At 39.8% G+C, this 23,758-nt stretch carries 22 protein-coding genes and 1 pseudogene; 21 read left to right on the top strand and 2 right to left on the bottom strand.

Features of this window, described 5'->3' with window-relative positions:
- The first annotated feature begins 218 nt into the window (after nt 1-218).
- The 3 genes from alaS to IGK53_RS06800 all read left to right on the top strand — a co-directional run bounded on the left by alaS (nt 219) and on the right by IGK53_RS06800 (nt 4,934).
- A complete protein-coding gene (gene alaS / locus IGK53_RS06810; RefSeq protein ID WP_002313789.1) occupies nt 219-2,861 on the top strand; it encodes an alanine--tRNA ligase in 2,643 nt (880 codons plus the stop codon).
- Nucleotides 2,862-3,066: 205 nt separating this feature from the next.
- Nucleotides 3,067-3,663: an ECF transporter S component gene (locus IGK53_RS06805; RefSeq protein WP_002309336.1), complete on the top strand. Its 597-nt coding sequence runs from the start codon at nt 3,067-3,069 to the stop codon at nt 3,661-3,663.
- Between the two features lie 122 nt (nt 3,664-3,785).
- Entirely contained in the window at nt 3,786-4,934 is a 1,149-nt protein-coding gene (locus tag IGK53_RS06800; RefSeq protein ID WP_002329181.1) for a cation diffusion facilitator family transporter, read from the top strand.
- 46 nt (nt 4,935-4,980) lie between these two features.
- On the opposite strand, the gene IGK53_RS06795 is transcribed toward IGK53_RS06800, so the two are convergent.
- The gene (locus IGK53_RS06795) at nt 4,981-5,385 is read right to left on the bottom strand and encodes a ribonuclease HI family protein (protein ID WP_002309332.1); all 405 of its coding nucleotides are present in this window, start codon (nt 5,383-5,385) and stop codon (nt 4,981-4,983) included.
- 78 nt (nt 5,386-5,463) lie between these two features.
- Between IGK53_RS06795 and IGK53_RS06790 the strand changes: the two genes are divergently transcribed.
- Nucleotides 5,464-5,913 (top strand): EbsA family protein, encoded by a 450-nt coding sequence (locus tag IGK53_RS06790; protein ID WP_002309331.1) that lies wholly within the window; start codon nt 5,464-5,466, stop codon nt 5,911-5,913.
- Nucleotides 5,914-6,016: 103 nt separating this feature from the next.
- Here the strand turns inward: IGK53_RS06790 and IGK53_RS06785 are convergent, their stop codons facing one another.
- Nucleotides 6,017-6,247, bottom strand: coding sequence for a cold-shock protein (locus tag IGK53_RS06785; protein WP_430604671.1), 231 nt, complete (start codon nt 6,245-6,247; stop codon nt 6,017-6,019).
- 182 nt (nt 6,248-6,429) lie between these two features.
- Between IGK53_RS06785 and IGK53_RS06780 the strand changes: the two genes are divergently transcribed.
- The 17 genes and pseudogenes from IGK53_RS06780 (at nt 6,430) to IGK53_RS06700 (ending at nt 23,747) form a co-directional block, all read left to right on the top strand.
- Complete coding sequence (locus IGK53_RS06780) at nt 6,430-8,100, top strand: formate--tetrahydrofolate ligase (RefSeq protein WP_002329182.1); 1,671 nt, start codon at nt 6,430-6,432, stop codon at nt 8,098-8,100.
- Nucleotides 8,101-8,273: 173 nt separating this feature from the next.
- Nucleotides 8,274-8,660, top strand: coding sequence for a hypothetical protein (locus tag IGK53_RS06775; RefSeq protein ID WP_002309328.1), 387 nt, complete (start codon nt 8,274-8,276; stop codon nt 8,658-8,660).
- Entirely contained in the window at nt 8,647-9,345 is a 699-nt protein-coding gene (locus IGK53_RS06770; RefSeq protein WP_002309327.1) for a CBS domain-containing protein, read from the top strand. The genes IGK53_RS06775 and IGK53_RS06770 overlap by 14 nt, the downstream gene beginning before the upstream one ends.
- 4 nt (nt 9,346-9,349) lie before the next feature.
- Nucleotides 9,350-9,814: a signal peptidase II gene (gene lspA / locus IGK53_RS06765; protein ID WP_002309326.1), complete on the top strand. Its 465-nt coding sequence runs from the start codon at nt 9,350-9,352 to the stop codon at nt 9,812-9,814.
- The gene (locus tag IGK53_RS06760; RefSeq protein ID WP_002309325.1) at nt 9,811-10,722 is read left to right on the top strand and encodes an RluA family pseudouridine synthase; all 912 of its coding nucleotides are present in this window, start codon (nt 9,811-9,813) and stop codon (nt 10,720-10,722) included. Before lspA ends, IGK53_RS06760 begins: the two co-directional genes overlap by 4 nt.
- Before the next feature lie 235 nt (nt 10,723-10,957).
- Nucleotides 10,958-11,497, top strand: a complete 540-nt coding sequence (gene pyrR, locus IGK53_RS06755; RefSeq protein WP_430604670.1) for a bifunctional pyr operon transcriptional regulator/uracil phosphoribosyltransferase PyrR — start codon at nt 10,958-10,960, stop codon at nt 11,495-11,497.
- 13 nt (nt 11,498-11,510) lie between these two features.
- A complete protein-coding gene (locus IGK53_RS06750; RefSeq protein ID WP_002309324.1) occupies nt 11,511-12,794 on the top strand; it encodes a solute carrier family 23 protein in 1,284 nt (427 codons plus the stop codon).
- 12 nt (nt 12,795-12,806) lie between these two features.
- Complete coding sequence (locus tag IGK53_RS06745) at nt 12,807-13,733, top strand: aspartate carbamoyltransferase catalytic subunit (protein ID WP_002309323.1); 927 nt, start codon at nt 12,807-12,809, stop codon at nt 13,731-13,733.
- 18 nt (nt 13,734-13,751) lie between these two features.
- Nucleotides 13,752-15,032, top strand: coding sequence for a dihydroorotase (locus tag IGK53_RS06740; protein WP_002329183.1), 1,281 nt, complete (start codon nt 13,752-13,754; stop codon nt 15,030-15,032).
- A 4-nt stretch (nt 15,033-15,036) separates the two neighbouring features.
- Nucleotides 15,037-16,113, top strand: coding sequence for a carbamoyl phosphate synthase small subunit (locus tag IGK53_RS06735; protein WP_002329184.1), 1,077 nt, complete (start codon nt 15,037-15,039; stop codon nt 16,111-16,113).
- 4 nt (nt 16,114-16,117) lie between these two features.
- On the top strand, nt 16,118-19,303 hold the full coding sequence (gene carB / locus IGK53_RS06730; RefSeq protein WP_002309319.1) for a carbamoyl-phosphate synthase large subunit: 3,186 nt from the start codon (nt 16,118-16,120) through the stop codon (nt 19,301-19,303).
- Nucleotides 19,304-19,356: 53 nt separating this feature from the next.
- Nucleotides 19,357-20,133, top strand: a complete 777-nt coding sequence (locus IGK53_RS06725) for a dihydroorotate dehydrogenase electron transfer subunit (RefSeq protein ID WP_002309317.1) — start codon at nt 19,357-19,359, stop codon at nt 20,131-20,133.
- Nucleotides 20,130-21,062 (top strand): dihydroorotate dehydrogenase, encoded by a 933-nt coding sequence (locus tag IGK53_RS06720; RefSeq protein ID WP_002309316.1) that lies wholly within the window; start codon nt 20,130-20,132, stop codon nt 21,060-21,062. The genes IGK53_RS06725 and IGK53_RS06720 overlap by 4 nt, the downstream gene beginning before the upstream one ends.
- Nucleotides 21,059-21,772: pseudogene (gene pyrF, locus IGK53_RS06715) on the top strand (orotidine-5'-phosphate decarboxylase); the annotation flags it as partial. The gene IGK53_RS06720 and the pseudogene pyrF, both read left to right, overlap by 4 nt.
- A 9-nt stretch (nt 21,773-21,781) precedes the next feature.
- Nucleotides 21,782-22,411, top strand: coding sequence for an orotate phosphoribosyltransferase (gene pyrE, locus IGK53_RS06710; protein ID WP_029680876.1), 630 nt, complete (start codon nt 21,782-21,784; stop codon nt 22,409-22,411).
- A gap of 452 nt (nt 22,412-22,863) precedes the next feature.
- Nucleotides 22,864-23,280, top strand: coding sequence for a PTS sugar transporter subunit IIA (locus IGK53_RS06705; protein ID WP_002309312.1), 417 nt, complete (start codon nt 22,864-22,866; stop codon nt 23,278-23,280).
- Nucleotides 23,277-23,747, top strand: a complete 471-nt coding sequence (locus IGK53_RS06700) for a PTS sugar transporter subunit IIB (RefSeq protein ID WP_002309310.1) — start codon at nt 23,277-23,279, stop codon at nt 23,745-23,747. The genes IGK53_RS06705 and IGK53_RS06700 overlap by 4 nt, the downstream gene beginning before the upstream one ends.
- Nucleotides 23,748-23,758: the final 11 nt, after the last annotated feature.

Here is a 23,758-nt window from a genome sequence, read left to right as displayed (position 1 = left end):
TAAGACTCACAGAAAATTCTTTCTTGGCTGAAAAAAGAATAGTCACTAATCAAATTGCTCCCTTTTTCTATTTTGGTAGAAATACCGACGCAGCTCAGCGTTATCGAGTTTAAGAGGTAATGATTACACATCATTGCAATCAAGGTGGTACCGCGAGTTTTCGTCCTTGGCTGTAATGGTGTTTTTTTGTATTTAATTTATAGAAAGCAGGTAATGACATGAAACAATTAAGTAGTGCACAAGTTCGACAAATGTTTCTTGATTTCTTCCAATCTAAAGGACATACAATTGAACCTAGTGCGTCTTTGATCCCCGTGAACGATCCAACCTTATTATGGATCAACTCTGGTGTTGCAACATTGAAAAAATATTTTGATGGTTCAGTTGTACCAGAAAATCCAAGAATCACAAATGCCCAAAAGTCTATTCGAACAAATGATATCGAAAATGTCGGTAAAACAGCACGTCACCATACGATGTTTGAGATGCTGGGCAATTTTTCTATTGGTGACTATTTCAAAAATGAAGCCATCCACTGGGCATGGGAATTTTTGACTGATCCAAAATGGATGGCATTCGATCCAGAAAAACTTTATGTAACAGTTTATCCAAAAGATACAGAAGCAAAACGCATCTGGCATGAAGAAGTCGGTCTACCGTTAGATCACATTATTGATGTAGAAGACAACTTCTGGGATATCGGTGCAGGCCCATGTGGACCAGATACAGAAATTTTCTATGACCGAGGAGAAGCTTATAACGATTTAGCAGAAGATGATCCTGAAAACTATCCAGGAGGAGAAAATGAACGTTATTTAGAAATCTGGAACTTGGTATTTTCAGAATTCAACCATAAACCTGATAATACATTTGAACCACTTCCTCATAAAAACATTGATACGGGCATGGGATTGGAACGTATGGTCTCAATCGTTCAAGATGCGCCCACGAACTTTGAGACAGATTTGTTTATGCCTATTATCCACGCCGTAGAAAAGCTAAGCAAACAAGTAAAATATGGTGAAAACCCAGTAACAGATATCTCTTACAAAGTAATCGCAGATCATATTCGGGCCCTTTCATTTGCTATTGGCGATGGTGCATTACCATCGAATGAAGGAAGAGGGTATGTCTTACGCCGTTTGCTTCGTCGCGCGGTCATGCATGGGAAAAAATTAGGTATTGAACAAGCATTCTTATATCGTTTAGTCCCTGTCGTTGGGGAAATCATGGTAAGTTATTATCCTGAAGTACTTCAACAAAAAGAATTTATTGAAAAAGTTATCCGTACAGAAGAAGAACGTTTCAATGAAACAATCAATGAAGGATTGGAAATCTTGAATCAAGTGATCCAAGAAGTGAAAAACGAAAACGGTACGACTCTATCAGGAAAAGACATCTTCAAATTATACGACACATATGGCTTCCCAGTAGAATTAACGGAAGAAGTGGCAGAAGATGAAGGACTGAAAGTTGATCATGCTGGTTTTGAAAAAGAAATGGACGCACAACGTGAACGTGCTCGCTCTGCCCGTAGTACAGAAAAATCAATGGGTGTACAATCTGCTTTATTGACAGATATCAAAGTAGAAAGTAAATTCATCGGATACACGGAGCAAGAATCAGATAGTCAATTATTGGTCATCGTAAAAGGCGAATCTCTTCTGAATGAAATCGCAGAAGGTGAAGCTCAAATGATCTTTGACCAAACACCTTTTTATGCAGAAATGGGTGGCCAAGTAGCAGACCAAGGTTGGATCATGGATGAAGCAGGAGAAATCGTTGCAGTTGTTACAGATGTTCAAAAAGCGCCTAATGGTCAATTTATGCACACAGTAGAAGTAAAAGCACCAATGAGCGAAGGACAAACTTATCATCTATTGATCGATCAATCGATGCGCAACCGTATCATCAAAAACCATACAGCAACCCATCTACTGCACAAAGCATTGAAAGAAGTACTTGGCGAGCATGCAAATCAAGCTGGTTCTTTAGTCGCTCCTGGACATTTACGATTCGACTTTACCCATTTTGGTCAAATCACTTCAGATGAATTAGCTGAAATGGAAAGAATCGTCAACGAAAAAATCTGGGAAGCTATCCCAGTTGAAACAATTGAAACAGATATCGATACAGCCAAAAATATGGGTGCAATGGCTTTGTTTGGTGAAAAATACGGACATGACGTTCGCGTAGTCAATATTGGCGGTTGGTCAATCGAACTGTGCGGAGGCACACATGTAGCAAACACAGAAAACATCGGAATCTTCAAAATCGTTTCTGAATCAGGAATTGGTGCAGGCGTGCGACGAATCGAGGCTGTAACAAGCAAAGAAGCGTATGAACTACTTGAAGAAGAAGAAAAACAACTAAAACAAGTAGCAACAATTGTTAAATCACCTCAATTGAAGGAAGTTGTTTCAAAAGCGGAACAATTGCAACAGCAAGTAAGAGAGCTACAAAAGGAAAATGAACAATTAGCTAGCAAGTTAGCGAATCAACAAGCCGGTGATGTATTCAAGAATCCAGAAAGGATCAATGGAAAAACAATCATTGCAGCACAAGTAAAAGTGAAAGACATGAATCAGCTGCGTCAATTAGCTGACCAATGGAAACAAAAAAATATTTCAGACATTCTTGTTTTAGCAAACGAACAAGAAGGAAAAGTCAGTCTGCTAGCGGCAATGACGAAAGAATCAAATGAAGCTGGACTAAAAGCTGGCGACTTGATTAAAGCAATCGCACCGAAAGTAGGCGGTGGCGGTGGTGGACGTCCAGATATGGCACAAGCTGGTGGGAAAAATCCTGCTGGTATTCCAGATGCACTTAAAGCTGCGAAAGAATGGCTTGCGCAACAATAGACCGTTTATGTTTGATAGAAAAAAACAACTGTTCAATCATTGAACGAAACACGATCATGGGGGCGAAGACAAATAGTCTTGCCCTCATACTTTTTTCGATGGAATAGAAGAGCGCATCTAATCAAATGGTCGATTTCGGATGGTCTTTAGTTGACGAAAGTGACAGAAATTTTTACGATTAGTATAAATAAAAGGGGTGAAAAAAATGAATAGCAGAAATAAAACCTTTCGACTAGTCTTACGTGCTATCTTATTAGCAATCATCATCGTACAAGCTATGGTACCTTGGCTTGGCTTTATTCCATTAGGGTTCATTAGTTTAACGATTATTCATATTACAGTAATTATTGCCGCAGTAGTATTGGGTCCAAAAGATGGGATGGTAATTGGCCTGTTTTGGGGAATTGCTACAATTGTCCGTGCCTACGCCATGCCGACAACGCCATTTGATACATTGGTATTCACGAACCCGATTATTTCGGTAGTTCCCAGAGTGCTTGTTGGCTTAGTAGCTGGTTTGGTTTTCCACTGGATTTATCAAAAAAATAAATCAATAACGATCAGCTCGGTCTTTGCAGGGGTATTAGGTTCATTGGTCAATACAGTCTTAGTGTTAGGATTCATGGGATTATTTTATACAGGTGCAACGGCAGATGCCTATGGTGTAGATTCTGCTCTTTTATTTAAAACCTTAGCAGGAGTTGCAGCAATCAATGGGATACCTGAAGCAATAGGAGCGGGAATCATAACACCATTACTAGCAAAAGCGTTATTTGCAGCAACGCCATTAAAACCAGAATAACGGCCATCTTTGAATGAATAGTAGGACGCATGATAGATGGAAAAAGGAAGAGAGGAGAGGAAAAGAATTGTCCTCTCCATCTTTTTACCTGAGCAACAAGCAAACTAGAAGGGATAAAAAACTTGGTTAAGAAACAAGAAGAAAAAAAGAAACAAATACCGCAACAGCGGACAAAAAAAGGAGTACTAGCTGGCATATTAGGATTGGTTACGAATCTAATCTTGTTTGTCTCTAAGCTAATGATCGGGCTTTTTTCAGGGAGTGTCTCCATTATGGCTGATGCAGTGAATAGTCTATCAGACACTGCTTCATCTATATTGACTTTGATTGGATTTAAAATTGCTGCAAAGCCAGCGGATCAGGAACATCCTTATGGACATGAACGTTTCGAATATATCAGTGGGTTATTTGTTTCGATCATCATTACTTATGTAGGATTTCAATTTTTAGAGTCATCCGTTGAAAAAATCATCCATCCAGAAAATGTCTCTTTAGCACCCATCGTCTTTTTTGTCCTGATCATTTCCATCTTTTTGAAATTTGCACAAGGAAAAATGTACCAGGTTATTGCACGATCCATTGATTCTGAAACATTGAGAGCTACAGCAACAGATAGTTATAATGATGTCTTTACTACACTGGCTGTATTGCTTTCAGCAGCAATCGAATGGGTAACTGGATGGCGTATCGATGGATATATCGGTTTTGCTTTAGCATTATATATCCTTTATAGTGGTTTAACGATGCTTCGGAATTTTGTATATGAGCTATTAGGTAGTCGCCCAACGTCAGCAGAGATTGAAGAAATGGAAGAACACTTGAATGCCTGCGACGATATACTTGGCTATCATGATTTGCTGGTGCATAACTATGGACCCAATAAACGCTTTGCATCAGTCCACATCGAAGTAGATGAATCAATGAATTTGAATGAAGCACATAAGATTATTGACCTGATAGAAAAAGACTTCAAAAAGTCTTTAGACGTAGAACTTGTCTGTCACTTGGACCCAATGCCTGTTGATAACGAAAAATACTATAATATCTTGCATCAATTAAAGCAAATTATTTTTGAAACAGGTAGAGGGCTCGATATACATGATTTTAGAGTCATCCATCAAGGGAAAACATTGCAGTTTGACGTAGTTGTTCCTGAAAAATTCCAATTTGATGATACAGAACTCGAAAGAATTTTACGTATTCAAATAGAAGAAAAAATCGGAGATTATCATTTGGAAATCACTTTTGATCACAATTATCTTTTGTATTAAAGACAAGATACTAAAAAGACTCTTTAAAGTTTTTTCTTCGAAGAGTCTATTTTTCTTTTAATTGTTTTTGTAGGGCTTGTCGTGCGAGGTTATCTGCCCCTTTGTTTTTGTTTTCGGGCAACCATTGTAGGATTAACAAGGAAAAGTCGGGCAGAAGTTCTTTGATTTTTTGGAGATAGGGAAGGAAAAGCTCGTTTTTCGTTGTGTTTTTATCGACTGTAGAAACCAGTGTTTTGCTGTCTGAAAAACAGAAAATCGTTTCATTCTGTAAACCCTTATTCTTTAGAAATTCTAAAGTTTTTAAAAAGACTTCGAACTCTGCTTGATGGTTTGTCCCTACAGAAAGGGGAATAGATAGCTGTTCTTGTTTACCTTGATAGACAATCAAGATCCCTCCTCCGCTAGGTCCAGGGTTGCCTTTTGTAGAGGCATCAATGTATACTTTTAACATAAAAAGAGATTCTCCTTTTTGTTCAAATTAATGTTATGGTAAGATTATATCATTACTGAATCGGTGAGAGGTTAGAGAATGAAAAAAAATATTCGATGGCAGCCTGAATTGGCACATACGATCATCTATTGGTCATTGACCTTGATCATTCTGTTTTTTAGTCTGATTCTTTCTTTAGAAAACACAGGTCCGTATTGGAAAAGCAATATTGTTTTAGGTGTTTTTCTTGTTTTTCTATTTCTAGGATGGCGGCGTTCTTTTATTTTAAAATCCAACTCGGTCATCATACGCTATGCTGCTTTTTGGAAAGACCGGGAAATAACTGTCGGACAGATTCGATCTTTGACACCGACTAATACAGGAGTACAAATGACATTGCAAAATGAGAAAGCCCCATCTGTTTTTATGATGCGAAAAAAAGATCAAGTGGTTCTTTTTGATCATCTTGAAAAAAGTGGGCCTAAAGTAGGACCATCTTCTCAACAGCAAAGAAATAATACCCCATATACGAAAAATAGAAAAAGTTAATTTTAAAAAATAGGCCCTGAAGAAATGAATCTTTGTAGGAAAAGAAAAGAGTGAGACGTACGGATCAACCCGTTAAACGTCTCACTCTATTTGATTATCTAAATCAATGTATACTGGATTCGGAAGTGTGAACACTGCCTTTCTTGACATGGGCAGCTTGTGTTCCTCGATTCCCCTCGATGATCTCAAATTCGACCACTTGATTTTCTTCCAAAGTTTTGAATCCCTCTTCTTCAATCGCAGTAAAATGTACAAAAATTTCTTCTGTGTCATCATAACTGATAAAGCCGTATCCTTTTTTGTTGTTAAACCATTTTACAATTCCTGTGGTCAAAGCACTCACGACCTTTCTAAAGTCTGATCATAGCCTTCATTATAAAGAGTATTTATAAGTACGTCAAATAAATTAAAAACCCGTAATTTAATGTTTTTTTTCTGAATAAAACAAGGTATAATTGGCATATCTTAACAAAGAAGGTATTTTTTTAAATAAAGTTCGTGAAAAGGGGTAATCAAATGAAGAGTGATCTGCAAATTTCACAAGAAACAGATCTAGAACCGATTATTGAAGTAGCTAGTAAATTAGATCTTAAGGAAGACGATTTGGAACTGTATGGGAAATATAAGGCGAAAATCAATTTTTCTGGAATCAATCGCTCAAAGGATAACGCTGAAGGGCATTTGATCTTAGTTACTTCCATCAATCCAACACCAGCTGGCGAAGGAAAGTCAACAATCACTGTAGGGTTAGGAGACGCGCTCAATAAAATCAATAAAAAATCTGTTATTGCATTGCGAGAACCCTCACTTGGTCCTGTGATGGGAATCAAAGGTGGTGCTGCAGGCGGAGGATATGCACAGGTATTGCCTATGGAAGATATCAACTTGCATTTTACTGGTGACATGCATGCTATCACAACAGCTAATAATGCATTATCTGCTCTTTTAGATAATCATATTCATCAAGGAAATGAATTGAACATCGATGCTCGCCGAGTGATTTGGAAACGGGTAGTTGATCTCAATGATCGTGAACTGCGTAAAGTAATCGTTGGCTTGGGTGGGCCAATCCAAGGTGTCCCAAGAGAAGATGGATTTGATATCACAGTTGCTAGCGAAATCATGGCTATCTTGTGTCTTGCGGCAGACCTCGAAGATTTAAAGGCTCGTCTTGCAAGAATCGTTGTCGGCTATACATTTGACCGTCAGCCTGTGACTGCTGGAGACTTGAAAGCAGAAGGCGCTCTGGCATTACTGTTGAAAGATGCCATCAAACCGAATCTTGTACAAACAATTTACGGAACACCAGCTTTTGTCCACGGGGGACCGTTTGCCAATATCGCCCATGGCTGCAATAGTATTTTAGCTACCAAGACAGCATTGAGATTAGCAGATTACGTTGTCACAGAGGCAGGATTTGGTGCAGATCTTGGCGGAGAGAAATTTTTAGATATCAAAGTACCTAACTTGAAAAAAGCGCCGGATGCAGTGGTGATCGTCGCAACAATCCGCGCATTGAAAATGCATGGCGGAATGAAAAAAGATGAACTTAAAAATGAGAATCTTGACGCTTTGAAAATAGGTTTTGCAAATTTAAAACGTCATATACGTAACATGGAACAATACCAACTCCCTGTGATCGTTGCAATCAATGAATTCGTAACAGATACAGATAGTGAACTTACACTGCTGGAGCACTTGTGCGAAGATCAGGGAATCCTTGCTAAAAGAGCAAGTGTATGGGCAAATGGAGCAGAAGGTGGCGTTGATTTAGCAGAAGCTGTGGTACGATTGATTGATAGAAAAGAAGCTGATTACAAGCCATTGTATCTCCTAGAAGAAACGATACAAGAAAAGACTGAAACAATCGTCAAGAAAATCTACGGAGGAAATGGTGTTGTTTTTAGTAAAAAGGCGCAAAAACAAATAGAAGAATTTACGAAAAATGGATGGGATAATTTGCCGATTTGTATGGCGAAAACCCAATATTCATTCTCTGATGATCCTTCATTGCTAGGCGCACCTGAAGATTTCACCATCACCATCCGAGAAATCATCCCAAAAGTAGGGGCAGGATTTTTAGTAGCCTTAACTGGGGATGTTATGACGATGCCTGGTTTGCCTAAAAAACCTGCTGCATTAAATATGGACGTGACAAACGACGGAGAAGTATTTGGTTTGTTTTAAGCTTGATTATAATCTACCGTATACTAAATGACTTTCATTAAACATAAAAGGAGCTGTATTTTGACTACAGCTTCTTTTTTTGAAGGTGTCAAGAGATTAATTGTGTTTGCACTAGGATCATTCTTTTTCTTTATTGTATTTTGAGCTATACTAAAGCATAATAGGAGGGTACGATGAAAACGACATTTATAAGAAAAACCGGTTTTTACGGTATGGGCAGCTCGATTCAATTAAGAATCAATAATGAAAAACGCAGTTTTCTCAATCATGAACAAAAGATAACGCTTGATCTGGAAGTTCCCTTTACGATGCAGGTCACCTTTTATTGGCTAAAAAGCCCCGTTTATACAGTGAAAGAAGCAAAGCCTGTTTATGTGATCACAATGAATAGTTTGATTCTTCAAATCTACCCGTTCTTATTTCTGGCAACTGGGTTGGGGGCCGTTTTCCTACAAAATCTATTTTTCAGTTTTTTTGCAGTTGTCGTGATGTTTGCGTTCTTTTTCTATATAAAAAACCGGGCATATTTGATCAAGGAGGAAAATTATGGCAAACTCTGATCTTTTTTTAATCAGTTTCAATCGAATCGAAAAATGGATGAGAGACGAGATGGGAAATGCACGAAACATGGGATTTACCGAACTTGTCAGACGCCTAGCTCAAAGAAAACAATTGATGATCAGAAAATATGAAGATGATCTTTTACAGCTTGCTCAGTTAAGGAATGCAATCGTCCATGACCGAATCGCCGTCGATTTTGTCATTGCAGAACCAAATGATTGGACAGTCAAGCGAATCCAGCTGATCGAACAAGAACTGATACGCCCAGAAACCGTACTACCTCGATTTGCAAAACGTGTAACCGGTTTTGAGCAAGATCTTCCGCTACTTGAACTGTTAAAGATAGTAGCAGAAAAAAGGTATTCACAGTTTCCGTTATATAATAAAGGAAAATTTGTAGCATTGATTACTTTACGGAATATCGGATTTTGGCTAGCAAAAGAAAGCCAAAAAGGTCCTGTTGATTTAACAAATAAACGAGCATTGGATTTGATTATCCAAAATGGGAAGTACACAAATTATCATTTTGTTCCAGCTAAAACACATATTTACGAGGTTGAAGCGATGTTTCGTGAGCAAGGAACTTTGGAAGCCGTACTTATCACTAAAGATGGTAATCCCGATGGTAATCTGCTTGGGATCATACGACCTCGCGATATTTATAAACAAATAGAAAAGGATTGATTTTTTGTTAATTATTTATTGGATATTCAGCGCTCTGCTAGTGGGAGTGGATCAGCTGGTCAAATGGTGGATCACTGATAATTTAGCGCTTGGAGAGACGAAAAGTCTTATACCGGGTATATTGTCACTGAATCATATTCGAAACACTGGAGCCGCATGGAGTATGCTAGAAGGGAAGATGTGGTTCTTTACTATAGTGACACTCATTGCAGTCGTTGTGATTCTCACATTGATGATTAAAAATCGTGAAAAAGGTAATCGCTGGTTCATGATTGGATTGAGCCTGATTCTAGCTGGTGCGATAGGTAACTTTATTGATCGTCTCCGACTTGGCTATGTAGTAGATATGTTTCAAACAGACTTTATGAACTTTCCAATTTTCAATGTAGCAGATGTGACACTTGTATGCGGAGTGATCTGTATATTAATTTATATTATTTTAGATGAAAAGGATCAAAGAAAAAAATGACAGAACTTAAAACAACGATTTATCATGAATCTGGTAGGATCGATAAAGTATTGACTAATCTATTCAGTAATTACAGCCGTTCGCAAATTCAATTGTGGCTGAAAGAACGTGCGGTTTCTGTCAATGGAGAACCAGTCAAAGCAAATTACAAAGTAAAACAAGGAGACGAGATCACTGTCTTGATCCCTGAACCAGAAACATTAGATGTTGTCCCAGAGAACATCCCGTTGACCATTGTTTACGAAGATGAAGATGTCGCGGTAATCAATAAACCCCAAGGAATGGTCGTTCATCCTTCAGCAGGTCATACGCATGGTACAATGGTCAATGCGCTGATGTATCATGTCAAGGATCTTTCTACGATCAACGGAGTTATCCGACCGGGTATCGTCCACCGAATCGACAAAGATACTTCAGGTTTGCTGATGGTTGCCAAAAATGACCAGGCACACGAATCATTAGCTAAGCAATTAAAAGATAAGACTTCTTTACGTAAATATGTTGCTTTAGTCCATGGAGAGATTCCTCACGAAAAAGGCACGATCAATGCGCCAATCGGCCGTTCGAAAGAAAACCGAAAAATGCAGGCGATAAGAGAAGATGGAAAGCCAGCTGTCACGCATTTTACTGTATTGGAACGTTTTGAAGGATTTACTCTAGTTGAATTAAAACTGGAAACTGGAAGAACACATCAGATCCGCGTGCATATGAAGTATATCGGTTATCCGTTAGCTGGAGATCCAGTATACGGACCGAAGAAAACTTTGAAAGGCAATGGTCAGTTTCTCCATGCGCAAATGTTAGGTTTTACGCACCCGACTACAAACGAAAAGATGATCTTTGAAGCACCTCTTCCAGAAGTTTTTGAAAAAACTTTAGAAAAATTAAGAAAAAACATTGCATTTTAATTTAGATAACGGTATAGTAATTAACAACGAAAGCATAAAACTTAATAGAATTCCTTTAAGTTTAGTCCCGTGAGGCTAAGAAGGGTGGGAGCAAGGATACGTATGGTGCGCCATAAAGTAAATTGCTCATTGACATAGTATAGCTATCAGTGTATCAGTATACGCTCAGTCTAAACATTCCTCCTGTCCTCTTAGGGCAGGAGTTTTTTTATGCAAAAAAGTAGGGGGAATGAAAATGCAAGCAAAAGAAGTAGTAGATCAGGTAACGATGAAGCGAGCATTGACTCGAATTACTTATGAGATTATCGAGAGAAACCATAGTATCCAAGATATCGTATTGGTAGGTATCAAAACACGAGGGATCTACATTGCATCAAGAATCGCTGAACGCCTGAAGCAGCTAGAAGATATCGATATTCCTGTAGGAGAACTAGATATCACTTTATACCGAGATGACAAAAAAGAAAATCCAGAAGAACCGGAACTTCATTCTTCTGACATCCCAATTTCCTTAGAAGGAAAAGAAGTTATTTTGATTGATGATGTTTTGTATACAGGACGAACGATTCGAGCAGCAATGGACGCAGTAATGGATTTTGGCAGACCAAGAAAAATTTCATTAGCAGTCCTAGTAGATCGTGGGCATCGAGAATTGCCAATCCGTGCAGATTATGTTGGGAAGAACATTCCAACATCTCGGGCGGAAGAGATTTTAGTAGAGATGCAAGAGCTTGATGGACAAGATCGCATCATGATTTTGAAAGAGGAAGATTAGAGGAGAGAGAAACATGTCGGAGAAAAAAGGATTTCATAATGATGACGTGGTGTTAGATATCCACGATCGCCCAACCCCAGGACATTGGGTTGGATTAAGTTTACAACACTTGTTCACGATGTTCGGAGCAACCGTGTTAGTACCTATCTTAGTAGGGATCGATCCAGGTATCGCACTAGTCAGTTCAGGACTAGGTACATTGGTGTACTTATTTACTACTAAAGGAAAGATACCTGCGTACTTAGGAAGCAGCTTCGCTTTCATTGCAGCGATGCAGCTTTTGATGAAAACAGATGGTTATCCAGCGATTGCACAAGGAGCAGTCACAACTGGATTAGTCTACTTGATTGTTGCGCTGATCATCAAAAAGATCGGTTCAGCATGGCTAGATAAAATCTTGCCTCCGATCGTCGTCGGCCCAGTCATCATGGTTATCGGGTTGGGACTTGCGGCAAATGCAGCAACAAATGCTATGTATAATCAAGGCACATATGATTTCAAGTATATTGCCGTAGCACTGATCACATTAGGATTGACCATCTTCTTCAACATGTGGCTAAGAGGTTTTCTCGGATTGATTCCGATTTTACTAGGTATTATTAGCGGGTACATCGTAGCCTTGCTGTTTGGAATCGTGGATACTAAGCCAATCGTAGACGCTGCCTGGTTTGCTGTTCCTAACTTTGAGATTCCATTTTTACAATATGAACCAAAGCTATATCTTGGAGCAATCACAACAATGGCGCCCATCGCTTTTGTGACGATGACAGAGCATATCGGCCATCTTATGGTATTGAATAAACTAACTAAACGTAATTTCTTTGAAGAACCGGGTCTTCATAAGACGTTGACAGGTGATGGCTTAGCACAAATCGTAGCAGCCTTCGTTGGTGGACCTCCTGTAACAAGTTACGGCGAAAACATTGGTGTTCTGGCTATCACACGCGTCCATAGCGTGTTTGTGATTGGGGGAGCTGCAGTTTTTGCAGTCGTTTTGGGATTCGTAGGAAAATTAAGCGCTTTGATTTTAAGTATCCCTGGACCAGTCATCTCAGGAATCAGTTTTATCTTGTTTGGTGTCATTGCAGCAAGCGGAATGAAGATTTTGATCGAGAACAAAATCGATTTTGACAAAAAGAAAAATCTGTTGATTGCTTCAGTTATACTAGTAGTAGGAATTGGCGGACTTGTCTTTGAAGTAGGCACATTTACATTGTCGGCAATGGCGTTAGCAACTGTACTTGGCATCGTTTTAAATCTTATCTTACCAGAAACTTCACGAAGCGAAGAAAACTAAGGAGGAAACATTATGATCATCAAATCAGAACGTATCAGTTTAAAGCATTTATTGACCGTTGAGGCACTTACTGACCAAGAAGTTATGGGCTTGATTCGCAGAGGGCAAGAATTCAAGCAAGGGGCTAATTGGACTCCGCAAAAGCGCCAGTACTTTGCTACAAACCTCTTTTTCGAAAATAGTACCCGCACACATAAAAGTTTTGATGTAGCGGAGAAAAAACTAGGGCTTGAAGTGATTGAATTTGAAGCAAGTACAAGCTCTGTCCAAAAAGGAGAAACGTTATACGATACAGTACTGACGATGTCTGCATTAGGTGTAGATGTAGCGGTCATCCGTCATGGTGATGAAAACTATTATGACGAACTGATACAAAGCAAAACCATCCAGTGCTCGATTATTAATGGGGGAGACGGAAGCGGACAGCATCCAACCCAATGCTTGCTTGATTTGATGACCATTTATGAAGAATTTGGACACTTTGAAGGACTGAAAGTTGCCATTGTAGGGGACATCACCCACTCTCGGGTAGCGAAATCCAATATGCAGATGTTGAAACGCTTAGGTGCACAAGTATTCTTCTCAGGTCCTAGAGAATGGTACGACGATGAATTCGAAGTATACGGACATTATATGCCATTGGACGAACTACTAGATCAAGTTGATGTCATGATGATGCTTCGAGTGCAACACGAACGCCATGATGGAAAAGAAAGCTTCTCAAAAGAAGGCTACCATCAGGAATATGGTTTAACAGTTGAACGTGCGAAGAAGCTGCAAAAACATGCAATCATTATGCACCCAGCACCAGTTAACCGCGATGTGGAATTAGCTGATTCATTAGTGGAAGGATTACAGTCACGAATCGTTCAACAAATGAGCAATGGTGTCTTTGTCAGAATGGCAATCTTAGAAGCAGTGCTAAATGGAAAAGCGTAATTATAGGAGGATGGAAAAATGAAAACACTCATTAAAAACGGTCAGATCAATACACGAAAAAATATGACGACACCAGCAGAAATTTGGATAGAAGATGGGCGAATCAAAGCAATCGGTACAGGATTCTCAGAAGCCGAATTTGATGAAGTGTTTGATGCAAAGGGACAATTGATCACACCTGGTTTAGTGGACGTCCATGTCCATTTGAGAGAGCCAGGATTTACATACAAGGAGACGATCGAAGCTGGAACTCGCTCAGCTGCACGTGGTGGTTTTACTACTGTATGCGCGATGCCGAATTTAAATCCTGTACCTGATACGGCAGAAAAGCTGAAACAAGTATATGACATCATTAGAAAAGATGCAGTTGTGAAGGTATTACAGTATGCGCCAATCACAGAAAATCTGCGAAGTGAGAAATTAGTTGATCAAGAAGCACTGATTGAAGAAGGTGCTTTTGCTTTCACAAATGACGGTGTAGGTGTCCAAACGGCTGGAACGATGTATCTGGCTATGAAAGAAGCTGCGAAAAACAATAAAGCACTAGTAGCCCATACAGAAGACGAATCTTTATTATTTGGCGGTGTTATGCATGCTGGCAAGAAGGCAGAAGAACTGGGTCTTCCCGGGATCTTAAGTGTAACCGAGTCTTCTCAAATCGCCAGAGATCTGTTGCTAGCTGAAGCAACTGGTGTTCATTACCATGTGTGCCACGTATCTACTAAAGAGAGTGTCCGAGTAATCAGAGACGCAAAAAAAGCAGGAATCCACGTAACAGCGGAAGTTTCGCCCCATCATCTTATTTTGATCGATGAAGATATTCCCGAAGATTTCGGCTTTTGGAAAATGAATCCACCGCTAAGAGGACGGAAGGACAGGGAAGCCTTGATCGAAGGTTTGCTTGACGGCACGATCGATTGTATCGCTACAGATCATGCCCCACATGGATTAGAAGAAAAAAGCCAAAGCTTCATGAAATCGCCATTTGGCATAGTAGGAAGCGAAACAGCATTCCAACTGATCTACACTCATTTTGTAGAAACTGGACAATTCACATTGGAACAAGTAATCAATTGGCTGGCAGTTAAACCGGCTGAGATTTTTGGTTTGAATGCAGGAACGCTGACAGTCGGCGCACCCGCTGATGTAGCAATTTTTGATATTACAAAAACTTGCACGATCGATAAAGAAGACTTTTTATCAAAAGGGGAAAATACACCTTTTATCGGCTGGAAAGTAAAAGGTGAAACACAAATGACTTTTGTCAACGGAAAACTTGTGTGGCAGAAGGGAGAATAAAAATATGGAACGTTTGCTTATATTAGAAGATGGAACAGTTTTCGAAGGAAAAGCTTTTGGCGCGGATGCAAATGTCTTCGGAGAAATCGTTTTTACAACAAGTATGACTGGTTATCAAGAAACCATCACCGATCAAAGTTTCAACGGTCAAATCATTACATTTACCTATCCTATGGTGGGCAATTATGGGGTAAATAGAGATGATTATGAATCGATTTCTCCAACATGCAAAGGAGTAGTAGTAAAAGAGCACGCGCGTGTAGCTTCAAACTGGCGAAACCAAATGACGCTAGATTCATTTTTGAAACAAAAAGGGATTCCTGGAATATCAGGTATCGATACGCGCGCCCTTACTCGTAAAATCCGTGAAGCCGGAACGATGAAAGCAAGTATCGTTGATGCTGGAGATTCCTTCGAACATGCATTTGATCAGCTGAAAGCAACCGTTCTAGCAACCAATCAAGTGCAGCAAGTTTCCACTAACAAACCTTATCCAAGTCCAGGAACAGGACGGAAAGTTATCGTCATTGACTTCGGCTTGAAACATAGTATTTTACGAGAATTGAGTAAAAGAAACTGTAACCTCACAGTACTTCCCTATAACACAGATGCCGAGACGATTTTAGCGTTATCACCAGACGGAGTCATGCTGACGAATGGACCTGGTGATCCAAAAGATGTGCCAGAAGCAATCGAAATGATCAAAAAAATCCAAGGAAAAGTACCGATTTTTGGTATTTGTCTTGGTCACCAGTTATTTGCTTTAGCCAACGGTGCAGATACCTATAAAATGAAATTCGGACATCGAGGATTAAATCACCCGGTACGAGAAGTAGCGACCGGAAGAATTGATTTTACTTCTCAAAATCATGGCTATGCAGTCGATGAAGCCACGATTGATCCAGAAAAACTCATCGTAACCCATGTAGAAGTAAATGACGGAACAGTAGAAGGAGTCAAACACAGAGATTATCCCGCTTTCAGTGTGCAGTTTCATCCAGATGCTGCTCCTGGTCCGCACGATGCACTACATTTATTTGATGAATTTATGGAAATGATGGATGCAGGAAAGGAGCAGTAAACAGATGCCGAAACGTACAGATATCAAGAAAATTATGGTGATTGGATCTGGTCCGATCATCATTGGTCAAGCCGCAGAATTTGACTACGCAGGAACACAAGCTTGCCTTGCTTTAAAAGAAGAGGGATATGAAGTGGTTTTAGTAAATTCTAATCCTGCGACGATCATGACGGACAAAGAAGTGGCAGATCAAGTATATATCGAACCGATCACACTTGAATTTGTATCAAGGATTCTTCGAAAAGAGCGTCCAGATGCTCTCCTTCCAACTTTAGGCGGACAGACAGGCCTCAATATGGCAATGGAGCTGGCAGCATCAGGTATTTTAGAAGAATTGAACATAGAACTTCTAGGAACGAAGCTTTCTGCGATCGATCAAGCAGAAGACCGTGATTTATTCAAACAGTTGATGAAAGAATTGAATCAGCCAATCCCCGAGTCTGAAATCGTCAATACAGTAGAAGAAGCTGTAGCGTTTGCAAATAAAATCGGCTATCCCGTCATCGTTCGTCCAGCCTTTACTTTAGGCGGGACTGGTGGAGGCATGTGTGAAAATGAAGAAGAATTACGAATAGTCTCAGAAAATGGATTAAGTCTTTCCCCAGCTACCCAATGTTTAATTGAACGAAGTATTGCGGGTTTTAAAGAAATTGAATATGAAGTGATGAGAGATTCGGCTGATAATGCAATCGTTGTCTGCAACATGGAAAATTTTGACCCAGTGGGTATCCATACAGGTGATTCTATCGTGTTTGCTCCTAGCCAGACATTGTCTGACCATGAATATCAAATGCTTCGTGATGCTTCTCTTTCGATTATTCGAGCACTTAAGATCGAAGGAGGCTGTAACGTCCAACTTGCTCTTGATCCACATAGCTTTAATTATTATGTGATTGAAGTCAATCCGCGTGTTTCTCGTTCATCGGCGTTAGCAAGTAAGGCGACTGGCTATCCGATCGCTAAGCTAGCTGCTAAAATAGCGCTTGGATTAACATTAGACGAAATGAAAAATCCTGTAACAGGAACGACTTTTGCAGAATTTGAACCTGCATTAGATTATGTTGTAGCTAAAATTCCTCGCTGGCCGTTTGATAAGTTTGAAAACGGAGAACGGCTTTTAGGTACGCAGATGAAAGCAACTGGTGAAGTGATGGCTATCGGTCGGAATATCGAAGAGTCTTTATTGAAAGCTGTGCGTTCTTTAGAAATCGGTACACACCATATCGAACTTCCTGAGTTGGCAGACATCACGGACGATGACCTAATCCAAAAAGTGGTTCGAGCACAAGATGATCGCCTGTTTTATGTAGCTGAAGCTATTAGACGAGGGTACACCATAGAAGAATTGGCAGATTTGACAAAAATCGATTTATTCTTTTTAGATAAACTGTTGCATATCGTAGAAATCGAACAGCAGTTGAAACAGCAGCCGTTGGATGACAGGATATTGAAAACAGCGAAACAAAACGGTTTTACAGACAAAAAAGTGGCGGAGCTGTGGGAAATAAGCGAAGAAGCCGTTCGCCAGATGAGAAAAGAAAATGACTTGATTCCTGTATATAAAATGGTTGACACTTGTGCAGCGGAATTCGAATCAAAAACACCTTATTTTTATAGTTCCTATGAATATGAAAATGAAAGTTCACGATCAGAAAAGCCCTCAGTTCTAGTACTGGGATCTGGTCCTATCCGTATCGGACAAGGAGTTGAATTTGACTATGCGACTGTGCATTCTGTCAAAGCAATCCAGCAGGCAGGATACGAGGCAATCATCATGAACAGCAATCCGGAAACAGTTTCTACTGACTTTTCTATTTCGGATAAATTATATTTTGAGCCATTGACCTTCGAAGATGTGATGAATGTGATCGAGCTAGAACAGCCGATAGGAGTAATCGTTCAATTCGGTGGTCAGACAGCAATCAACTTAGCCGAACCTTTGACTACTGCTGGTGTAAAAATCTTAGGGACAACGATTGAAGACTTGGATCGTGCGGAAAATCGTGATTTATTCGAGCAAGCGCTGAAAGAGTTGGATATTCCTCAACCTTTAGGGGATACTGCTACAAGTAAAGAAGAAGCCGTGGTTATCGCTTCGAGAATTGGTTATCCAGTACTTGTTCGTCCAAGCTATGTATTAGGCGGGCGTGCGATGGAAATCGTTGAAAATCAGCGAGATTTAGAAGACTACATGGAACATGCTGTGAAAGCTTCTCCAGAACATCCAGTACTAGTGGACCGCTATTTGCTTGGTGGCGAATGCGAAGTGGATGCGATTTGTGACGGTGAAACAGTACTCATTCCAGGGATCATGGAACATATTGAGCGTGCCGGTGTCCATTCAGGGGATTCAATGGCTGTGTATCCACCTCAAACATTATCTGAATCAATCAAGAAAACGATCGAAGACTACACGATCCGTTTAGCATTAGGTTTGAACTGTGTCGGGATGATGAATATCCAGTTCGTCATCCATGAAAATGAGGTTTATGTGATCGAAGTCAATCCTCGAGCAAGTCGGACTGTTCCATTCTTAAGTAAGGTGACAGGAATTCCAATGGCACAAATTGCGACGAAAGCTATTTTGGGAGAGAAATTAAAGGCACTTGGTTATGAAAACGGACTTTATAAGGAAACAAAAGAAGTCCATGTTAAAGCGCCCGTCTTTTCTTTTACTAAATTGCAGAAAGTCGATACTTACTTAGGGCCTGAAATGAAATCGACTGGAGAAGTAATGGGGTCTGACAGACAATTAGACAAAGCTTTGTACAAGGCATTCGAAGCTTCTGGATTACACTTGCCTGAATATGGAGCCGTATTGTTTACGATTGCGGATGAAACAAAAGAAGAAGCACTAGAGTTGGCTAAACGTTTTACAGAAATCGGCTATAGTCTGATAGGAACGAAACATACAGCTGCCTATTTCGAAAAACATGGTTTGGTTGTTGAAACAGTTGCGAAAATTTCTGAGGAAGCAGCAGAAAAAAATGTAGTCGACTTAATACGAGATGGTAAAACACAAGTGGTTGTCAATACGATTGATAAAGATCGGGGAAATGCTTCTAAAGACGGCTTCATTATCCGAAGAGAAGCAGTCGAACATGGTATTCCGTTGTTTACTTCTTTAGACACAGCAGATGCGATCGTTCGAGTGATGGAATCCCGTGCATTTTCAACCAACCCTATTTAACGGTGTATACATGTTAAGACCGAAAGAAGAAAATCCGTTACAGGAGGGGACAGATGAAACAAGAAATGATGGAAATCGTTCAGCAAAAACAGCTGGCACCAAAGATTTTTGAAATGACATTAAAAGGTGATCTAGTAAAAGAAATGCAGCAACCAGGACAGTTCTTGCATATCCTCGTGCCGCGTGCAGACTTGCTGCTACGCCGACCGATTAGCTTGAATCATATCGATCACGAGACAAATACTTGCCGTATTATCTATCGGGTGGAAGGTGAGGGGACTAGCGTTTTCTCTACTCTTTCTGCCGGAGACTATTTAGATGTTATGGGCCCTTTAGGTAATGGCTTTGATTTATCTGATCTTCATACAGGAGACGAAGTATTTATAATCGGTGGAGGAATCGGTGTCCCGCCTCTGTATGAGTTATCAAAGCAGTTAGTCAAAAAAGGGATCAAGCCAACGCACTTTTTAGGTTTTGCCACACATGAAGTCGTTTATTATGAAAAAGAATTTAATCGTCTTGGAGAAACAAGAATCGCTACTGACGATGGCACATACGGTATGCACGGAAATGTCGGTAATTTATTATTAGGAACGAAGACGAAACCTACAGCAGTTTTTGCATGTGGTTCAAACGGGTTATTGAAGACAGTGGAACAGCTGTTTTCTTCGCATCAAAATGTCCAGTTATCATTAGAATCCCGCATGGCATGTGGGATAGGGGCTTGCTATGCTTGCGTTTGTCATACGCCGGAAGATGAAACAGGAACAAAAAGTGTGAAAGTTTGTGACGAAGGACCGATTTTTAAAATAGGAGAGGTAATTATATGAATGAGAATCCTTTAGCAGTCAAACTTCCTGGCCTAGAATTAAAAAATCCTATCATGCCAGCAAGCGGCTGTTTCGGTTTTGGCAAAGAATATGGAAAATACTATGATTTGAATCAGCTTGGTTCGATCATGGTCAAGGCAACGACTCCAAATGCTCGCTTTGGCAATCCCACACCGAGAGTGGCGGAAACACCATCTGGCATGTTGAATGCGATTGGTTTACAAAATCCTGGTCTAGACGTTGTTATGAATAAACTTCTTCCAGAATTAGAGGAGTACAATGAGTTACCCATCATCGCAAATGTTGCTGGTGCTTGTGAAGAAGACTATGTAGAAGTTTGTAGCAAAATCGGCGAAGCGCCAAATGTGAAAGCAATCGAGCTGAATATTTCCTGTCCAAATGTCAAGCATGGCGGTATCGCTTTTGGAACAGATCCTGATGTTGCTTTTCAATTAACACAAGCAGTAAAGAAAGTTGCTTCTGTTCCTGTCTATGTCAAACTATCTCCCAATGTGACAGACATCGTTCCAATCGCTCAGGCAATCGAAGCTGGAGGGGCAGATGGATTTACAATGATCAATACACTACTTGGTATGCGGATTGACCTTAAGACAAGAAAACCAATTTTAGCCAATCAAACAGGTGGACTATCCGGACCAGCAATCAAGCCTGTCGCTATCCGTTTGATTCATCAAGTGGCAAGTATATCCAATCTTCCAATCATTGGGATGGGCGGCGTGCAGACAGTGGACGATGTTCTTGAGATGTTTATGGCTGGAGCAAGCGCTGTAGCTATAGGGACTGCGAATTTCACCGATCCCTATATCTGTCCTAAACTAATCAAAGAGCTCCCAGTGCGAATGAACGAACTAGGTATTGAGTCACTGGAAAGATTAATCAAAGAAGTGAGAGAGGAACGTGAACGATGAACCAACTAAACCAACGACCAATCATTGCATTAGATTTTTCAACTTGGCAAGAAGTAGAAGACTTTCTTCTTTTTTTCCCAGAAGAAGAAAAATTGTTTGTGAAAATCGGAATGGAATTGTTCTACCAAGAAGGACCTGAAATCGTACGTTATTTAAAAGATGCTGGTCACGATGTGTTTTTAGATCTGAAACTTCACGATATTCCGAATACGGTCGAAAAAGCAATGCGGGGACTGGCAAAGCTTGGTGTTGATGTCACATGTGTTCATGCAGCTGGCGGTATTCGCATGATGGAGGCGGCAATGCGTGGATTAGAAGAAGGAACGCCAGAAGGTGGGAAACGTCCCCTACTTCTAGCTATCACTCAACTTACCTCTACAAGTGAAGAGGAGATGCATGCAGACCAACTAATCGAAGTTCCTTTAGAAAAAAGTGTGATCCATTACGCTAACTGTGCCAAAAAAGCAGGATTAGATGGTGTGGTTTCTTCTGCTTGGGAAGTAGAAGCGATCAAAGAAACGGCGGGAGATGAATTTGTTTGCTTAACTCCAGGGATAAGACCAGAAGGAACAGTCGTAGGAGATCAGACAAGAGTAGTCACACCTTCTCAAGCAAGAGAGATTGGCTCAACTTTCATCGTTGTGGGACGACCAATCACACAGGCAACTGATCCTTATGAAGCATACCGAGCGATTCAAACAGAATGGAGCCAACCTAAAATGAATGTAGAACAAAGTATCGCAAAAGATCTATTAGAGATTGAAGCAGTATTTTTAAATCCAAGTAATCCTTTTACTTGGGCAAGTGGAATCAAAAGCCCCATTTACTGTGATAACCGAATCACGATGAGCTATCCAAAAGTCCGAAAAGAGATCGCAAAAGGCTTAGCAAGAAAAATCAAAGAAGCTTTCCCTGAAGTACAAGTAATTGCTGGAACTGCAACGGCAGGAATTCCTCATGCTGCATGGGTAGCGGAAATATTAGACTTGCCAATGGTCTATATTCGAAGTAAGGCGAAAGATCATGGGAAAGGCAACCAAATCGAAGGGCGTATAGTTGAAGGTCAGAAGATGGTTGTGATCGAGGATCTGATTTCTACAGGAGGTAGCGTCTTGGAAGCAGCTGAAGCAGCAAAAAGAGAAGGTGCAGCTATCCTTGGTGTTGCAGCTATCTTTACGTATGAGTTGCCAAAAGGAAAAGCAAATTTCGAAAAAGCCGAAATCCCTCTTATGACGTTGACCAATTACTCTGTATTGATCGAAGCAGCTTTAGAAGATCGTTATATCGATGAGCAAGAATTAACTCTGCTAAAAGAATGGAAAAAAGATCCTGAAAATTGGCAGTTTTAAGTACAAAAATACTTAGATAATTGAAGAAATAAAGCTATATTATTTTGAATATTTCTAAATTACCATTTCTCTACACCGTTATATTTTTTAAGGATACAGTTTATGTAACTGTATCCTTATTTTTTTCATAACCCTGCATGGATGATTTGGATGAGGAGATACATCCATAAAATACATATGCATGATCTTCAATAGCGCTGATTACACAAAGTATGAACGACTTCAACGAGTCAAAAACAGCCCCTCAACTGTGTTCCTATCCCACAGTCGAGAGGCTATTTTTGTTTTATATATGTAGAAAAGCAGTTCAACACTTTTACAAAATAGATTGAACACTTATCAGTAAATGATAAAAGTGTTGGGAAATAGTTGTAACTATAGCTTTTACAGGCTGAACAGAAGTTGGCACGGTATTTGCTTTATATAAAACTGTCAGCGAGGAGGAAATAAAAATGAATACGATTATTCTAGCTAGTCATGGCGCATTATCTCAAGGTCTAAAACAAACAGCTGAAATGATCTTGGGACCTGCCACTAATATTTATGCATTATCGGCTTATCGCGATGAAGATGAGCCGATAGAACAACAAATACAAAGTATAGTTTCAAAATTAGGAAAAGAAAATCTATTTATTCTCACAGATATCTTAGGAGGAAGTGTCAATAATGAAATGATAGGACTGTTAAAGAAAGAGCCAGCAATACGCTTGATCACAGGAATGAATCTACCCTTAGTGATTTCAATCGCCACGCAAGTTAACCCAATTGCTGCTGCAGATTTAGAATTGATTATCGAAGAAAGTCGGCAGTCATTGATTGATTGCAATCGATTACTAAAAAAATCAAATGAAGGAGGAGATGATCTATGATCAAGTTCATTCGTATCGATCACCGATTGTTACATGGACAAGTGGTGTTTTCTTGGAGTAAATCTTTACAAATCAACCGAATTCTGGTGGTGAATGATGAAGCAGCCAATGATGAATTTAAAAAAATGTCTTTAGAACTATCAAAACCTCAAGGAATCAAACTCAATATATTTACCGTTGAAAATACCTTGACAAAAATATCTAAAATAGAAGCATTGAGTGAAAACATCATGATGATCTTTGGAAATACCAAGGATGTTCGTCAGTTTTGCGAAAGTTACTCAAACGTTAAGGAAATCAATTACGGAGGCATCATAAAAAAAGAAGGATCAAAACAATTCAGTAATGCTATCTTCTTGACTGAAAATGAGATAGAAGATGCGAAAGTACTAAAATCAATGGGCATCAAACAGTTCATGCAACAGGTTCCAACCTCCAAAAAAGAGGATTTGAATACAATGATTTAAAAAGAAAGGAG

This window comes from Enterococcus sp. DIV1224, assembly GCF_050555455.1.
Lineage (GTDB): Bacteria > Bacillota > Bacilli > Lactobacillales > Enterococcaceae > Enterococcus_B > Enterococcus_B lactis.
This window is presented reverse-complemented; position numbering and strand designations above follow the sequence as displayed.

Excerpts from the sequence above, each read along its gene's own strand:
- IGK53_RS06790 (WP_002309331.1), top strand. The coding sequence starts at position 5,464 with ATGAAAAAAAATATTCGATGGCAGCCTGAATTGGCACATACGATCATC.
- IGK53_RS06735 (WP_002329184.1), top strand. The coding sequence starts at position 15,037 with ATGGAACGTTTGCTTATATTAGAAGATGGAACAGTTTTCGAAGGAAAA.
- pyrE (WP_029680876.1), top strand. The coding sequence starts at position 21,782 with ATGAATGTAGAACAAAGTATCGCAAAAGATCTATTAGAGATTGAAGCA.
- IGK53_RS06700 (WP_002309310.1), top strand. The coding sequence starts at position 23,277 with ATGATCAAGTTCATTCGTATCGATCACCGATTGTTACATGGACAAGTG.
- pyrR (WP_430604670.1), top strand. The coding sequence starts at position 10,958 with ATGCAAGCAAAAGAAGTAGTAGATCAGGTAACGATGAAGCGAGCATTG.
- IGK53_RS06740 (WP_002329183.1), top strand. The coding sequence starts at position 13,752 with ATGAAAACACTCATTAAAAACGGTCAGATCAATACACGAAAAAATATG.
- IGK53_RS06720 (WP_002309316.1), top strand. The coding sequence starts at position 20,130 with ATGAATGAGAATCCTTTAGCAGTCAAACTTCCTGGCCTAGAATTAAAA.
- IGK53_RS06760 (WP_002309325.1), top strand. The coding sequence starts at position 9,811 with ATGACAGAACTTAAAACAACGATTTATCATGAATCTGGTAGGATCGAT.
- IGK53_RS06780 (WP_002329182.1), top strand. The coding sequence starts at position 6,430 with ATGAAGAGTGATCTGCAAATTTCACAAGAAACAGATCTAGAACCGATT.
- IGK53_RS06745 (WP_002309323.1), top strand. The coding sequence starts at position 12,807 with ATGATCATCAAATCAGAACGTATCAGTTTAAAGCATTTATTGACCGTT.
- IGK53_RS06705 (WP_002309312.1), top strand. The coding sequence starts at position 22,864 with ATGAATACGATTATTCTAGCTAGTCATGGCGCATTATCTCAAGGTCTA.
- IGK53_RS06795 (WP_002309332.1), bottom strand. The coding sequence starts at position 5,385 with ATGTTAAAAGTATACATTGATGCCTCTACAAAAGGCAACCCTGGACCT.
- carB (WP_002309319.1), top strand. The coding sequence starts at position 16,118 with ATGCCGAAACGTACAGATATCAAGAAAATTATGGTGATTGGATCTGGT.
- IGK53_RS06805 (WP_002309336.1), top strand. The coding sequence starts at position 3,067 with ATGAATAGCAGAAATAAAACCTTTCGACTAGTCTTACGTGCTATCTTA.
- IGK53_RS06770 (WP_002309327.1), top strand. The coding sequence starts at position 8,647 with ATGGCAAACTCTGATCTTTTTTTAATCAGTTTCAATCGAATCGAAAAA.
- IGK53_RS06725 (WP_002309317.1), top strand. The coding sequence starts at position 19,357 with ATGAAACAAGAAATGATGGAAATCGTTCAGCAAAAACAGCTGGCACCA.
- IGK53_RS06775 (WP_002309328.1), top strand. The coding sequence starts at position 8,274 with ATGAAAACGACATTTATAAGAAAAACCGGTTTTTACGGTATGGGCAGC.
- alaS (WP_002313789.1), top strand. The coding sequence starts at position 219 with ATGAAACAATTAAGTAGTGCACAAGTTCGACAAATGTTTCTTGATTTC.
- IGK53_RS06750 (WP_002309324.1), top strand. The coding sequence starts at position 11,511 with ATGTCGGAGAAAAAAGGATTTCATAATGATGACGTGGTGTTAGATATC.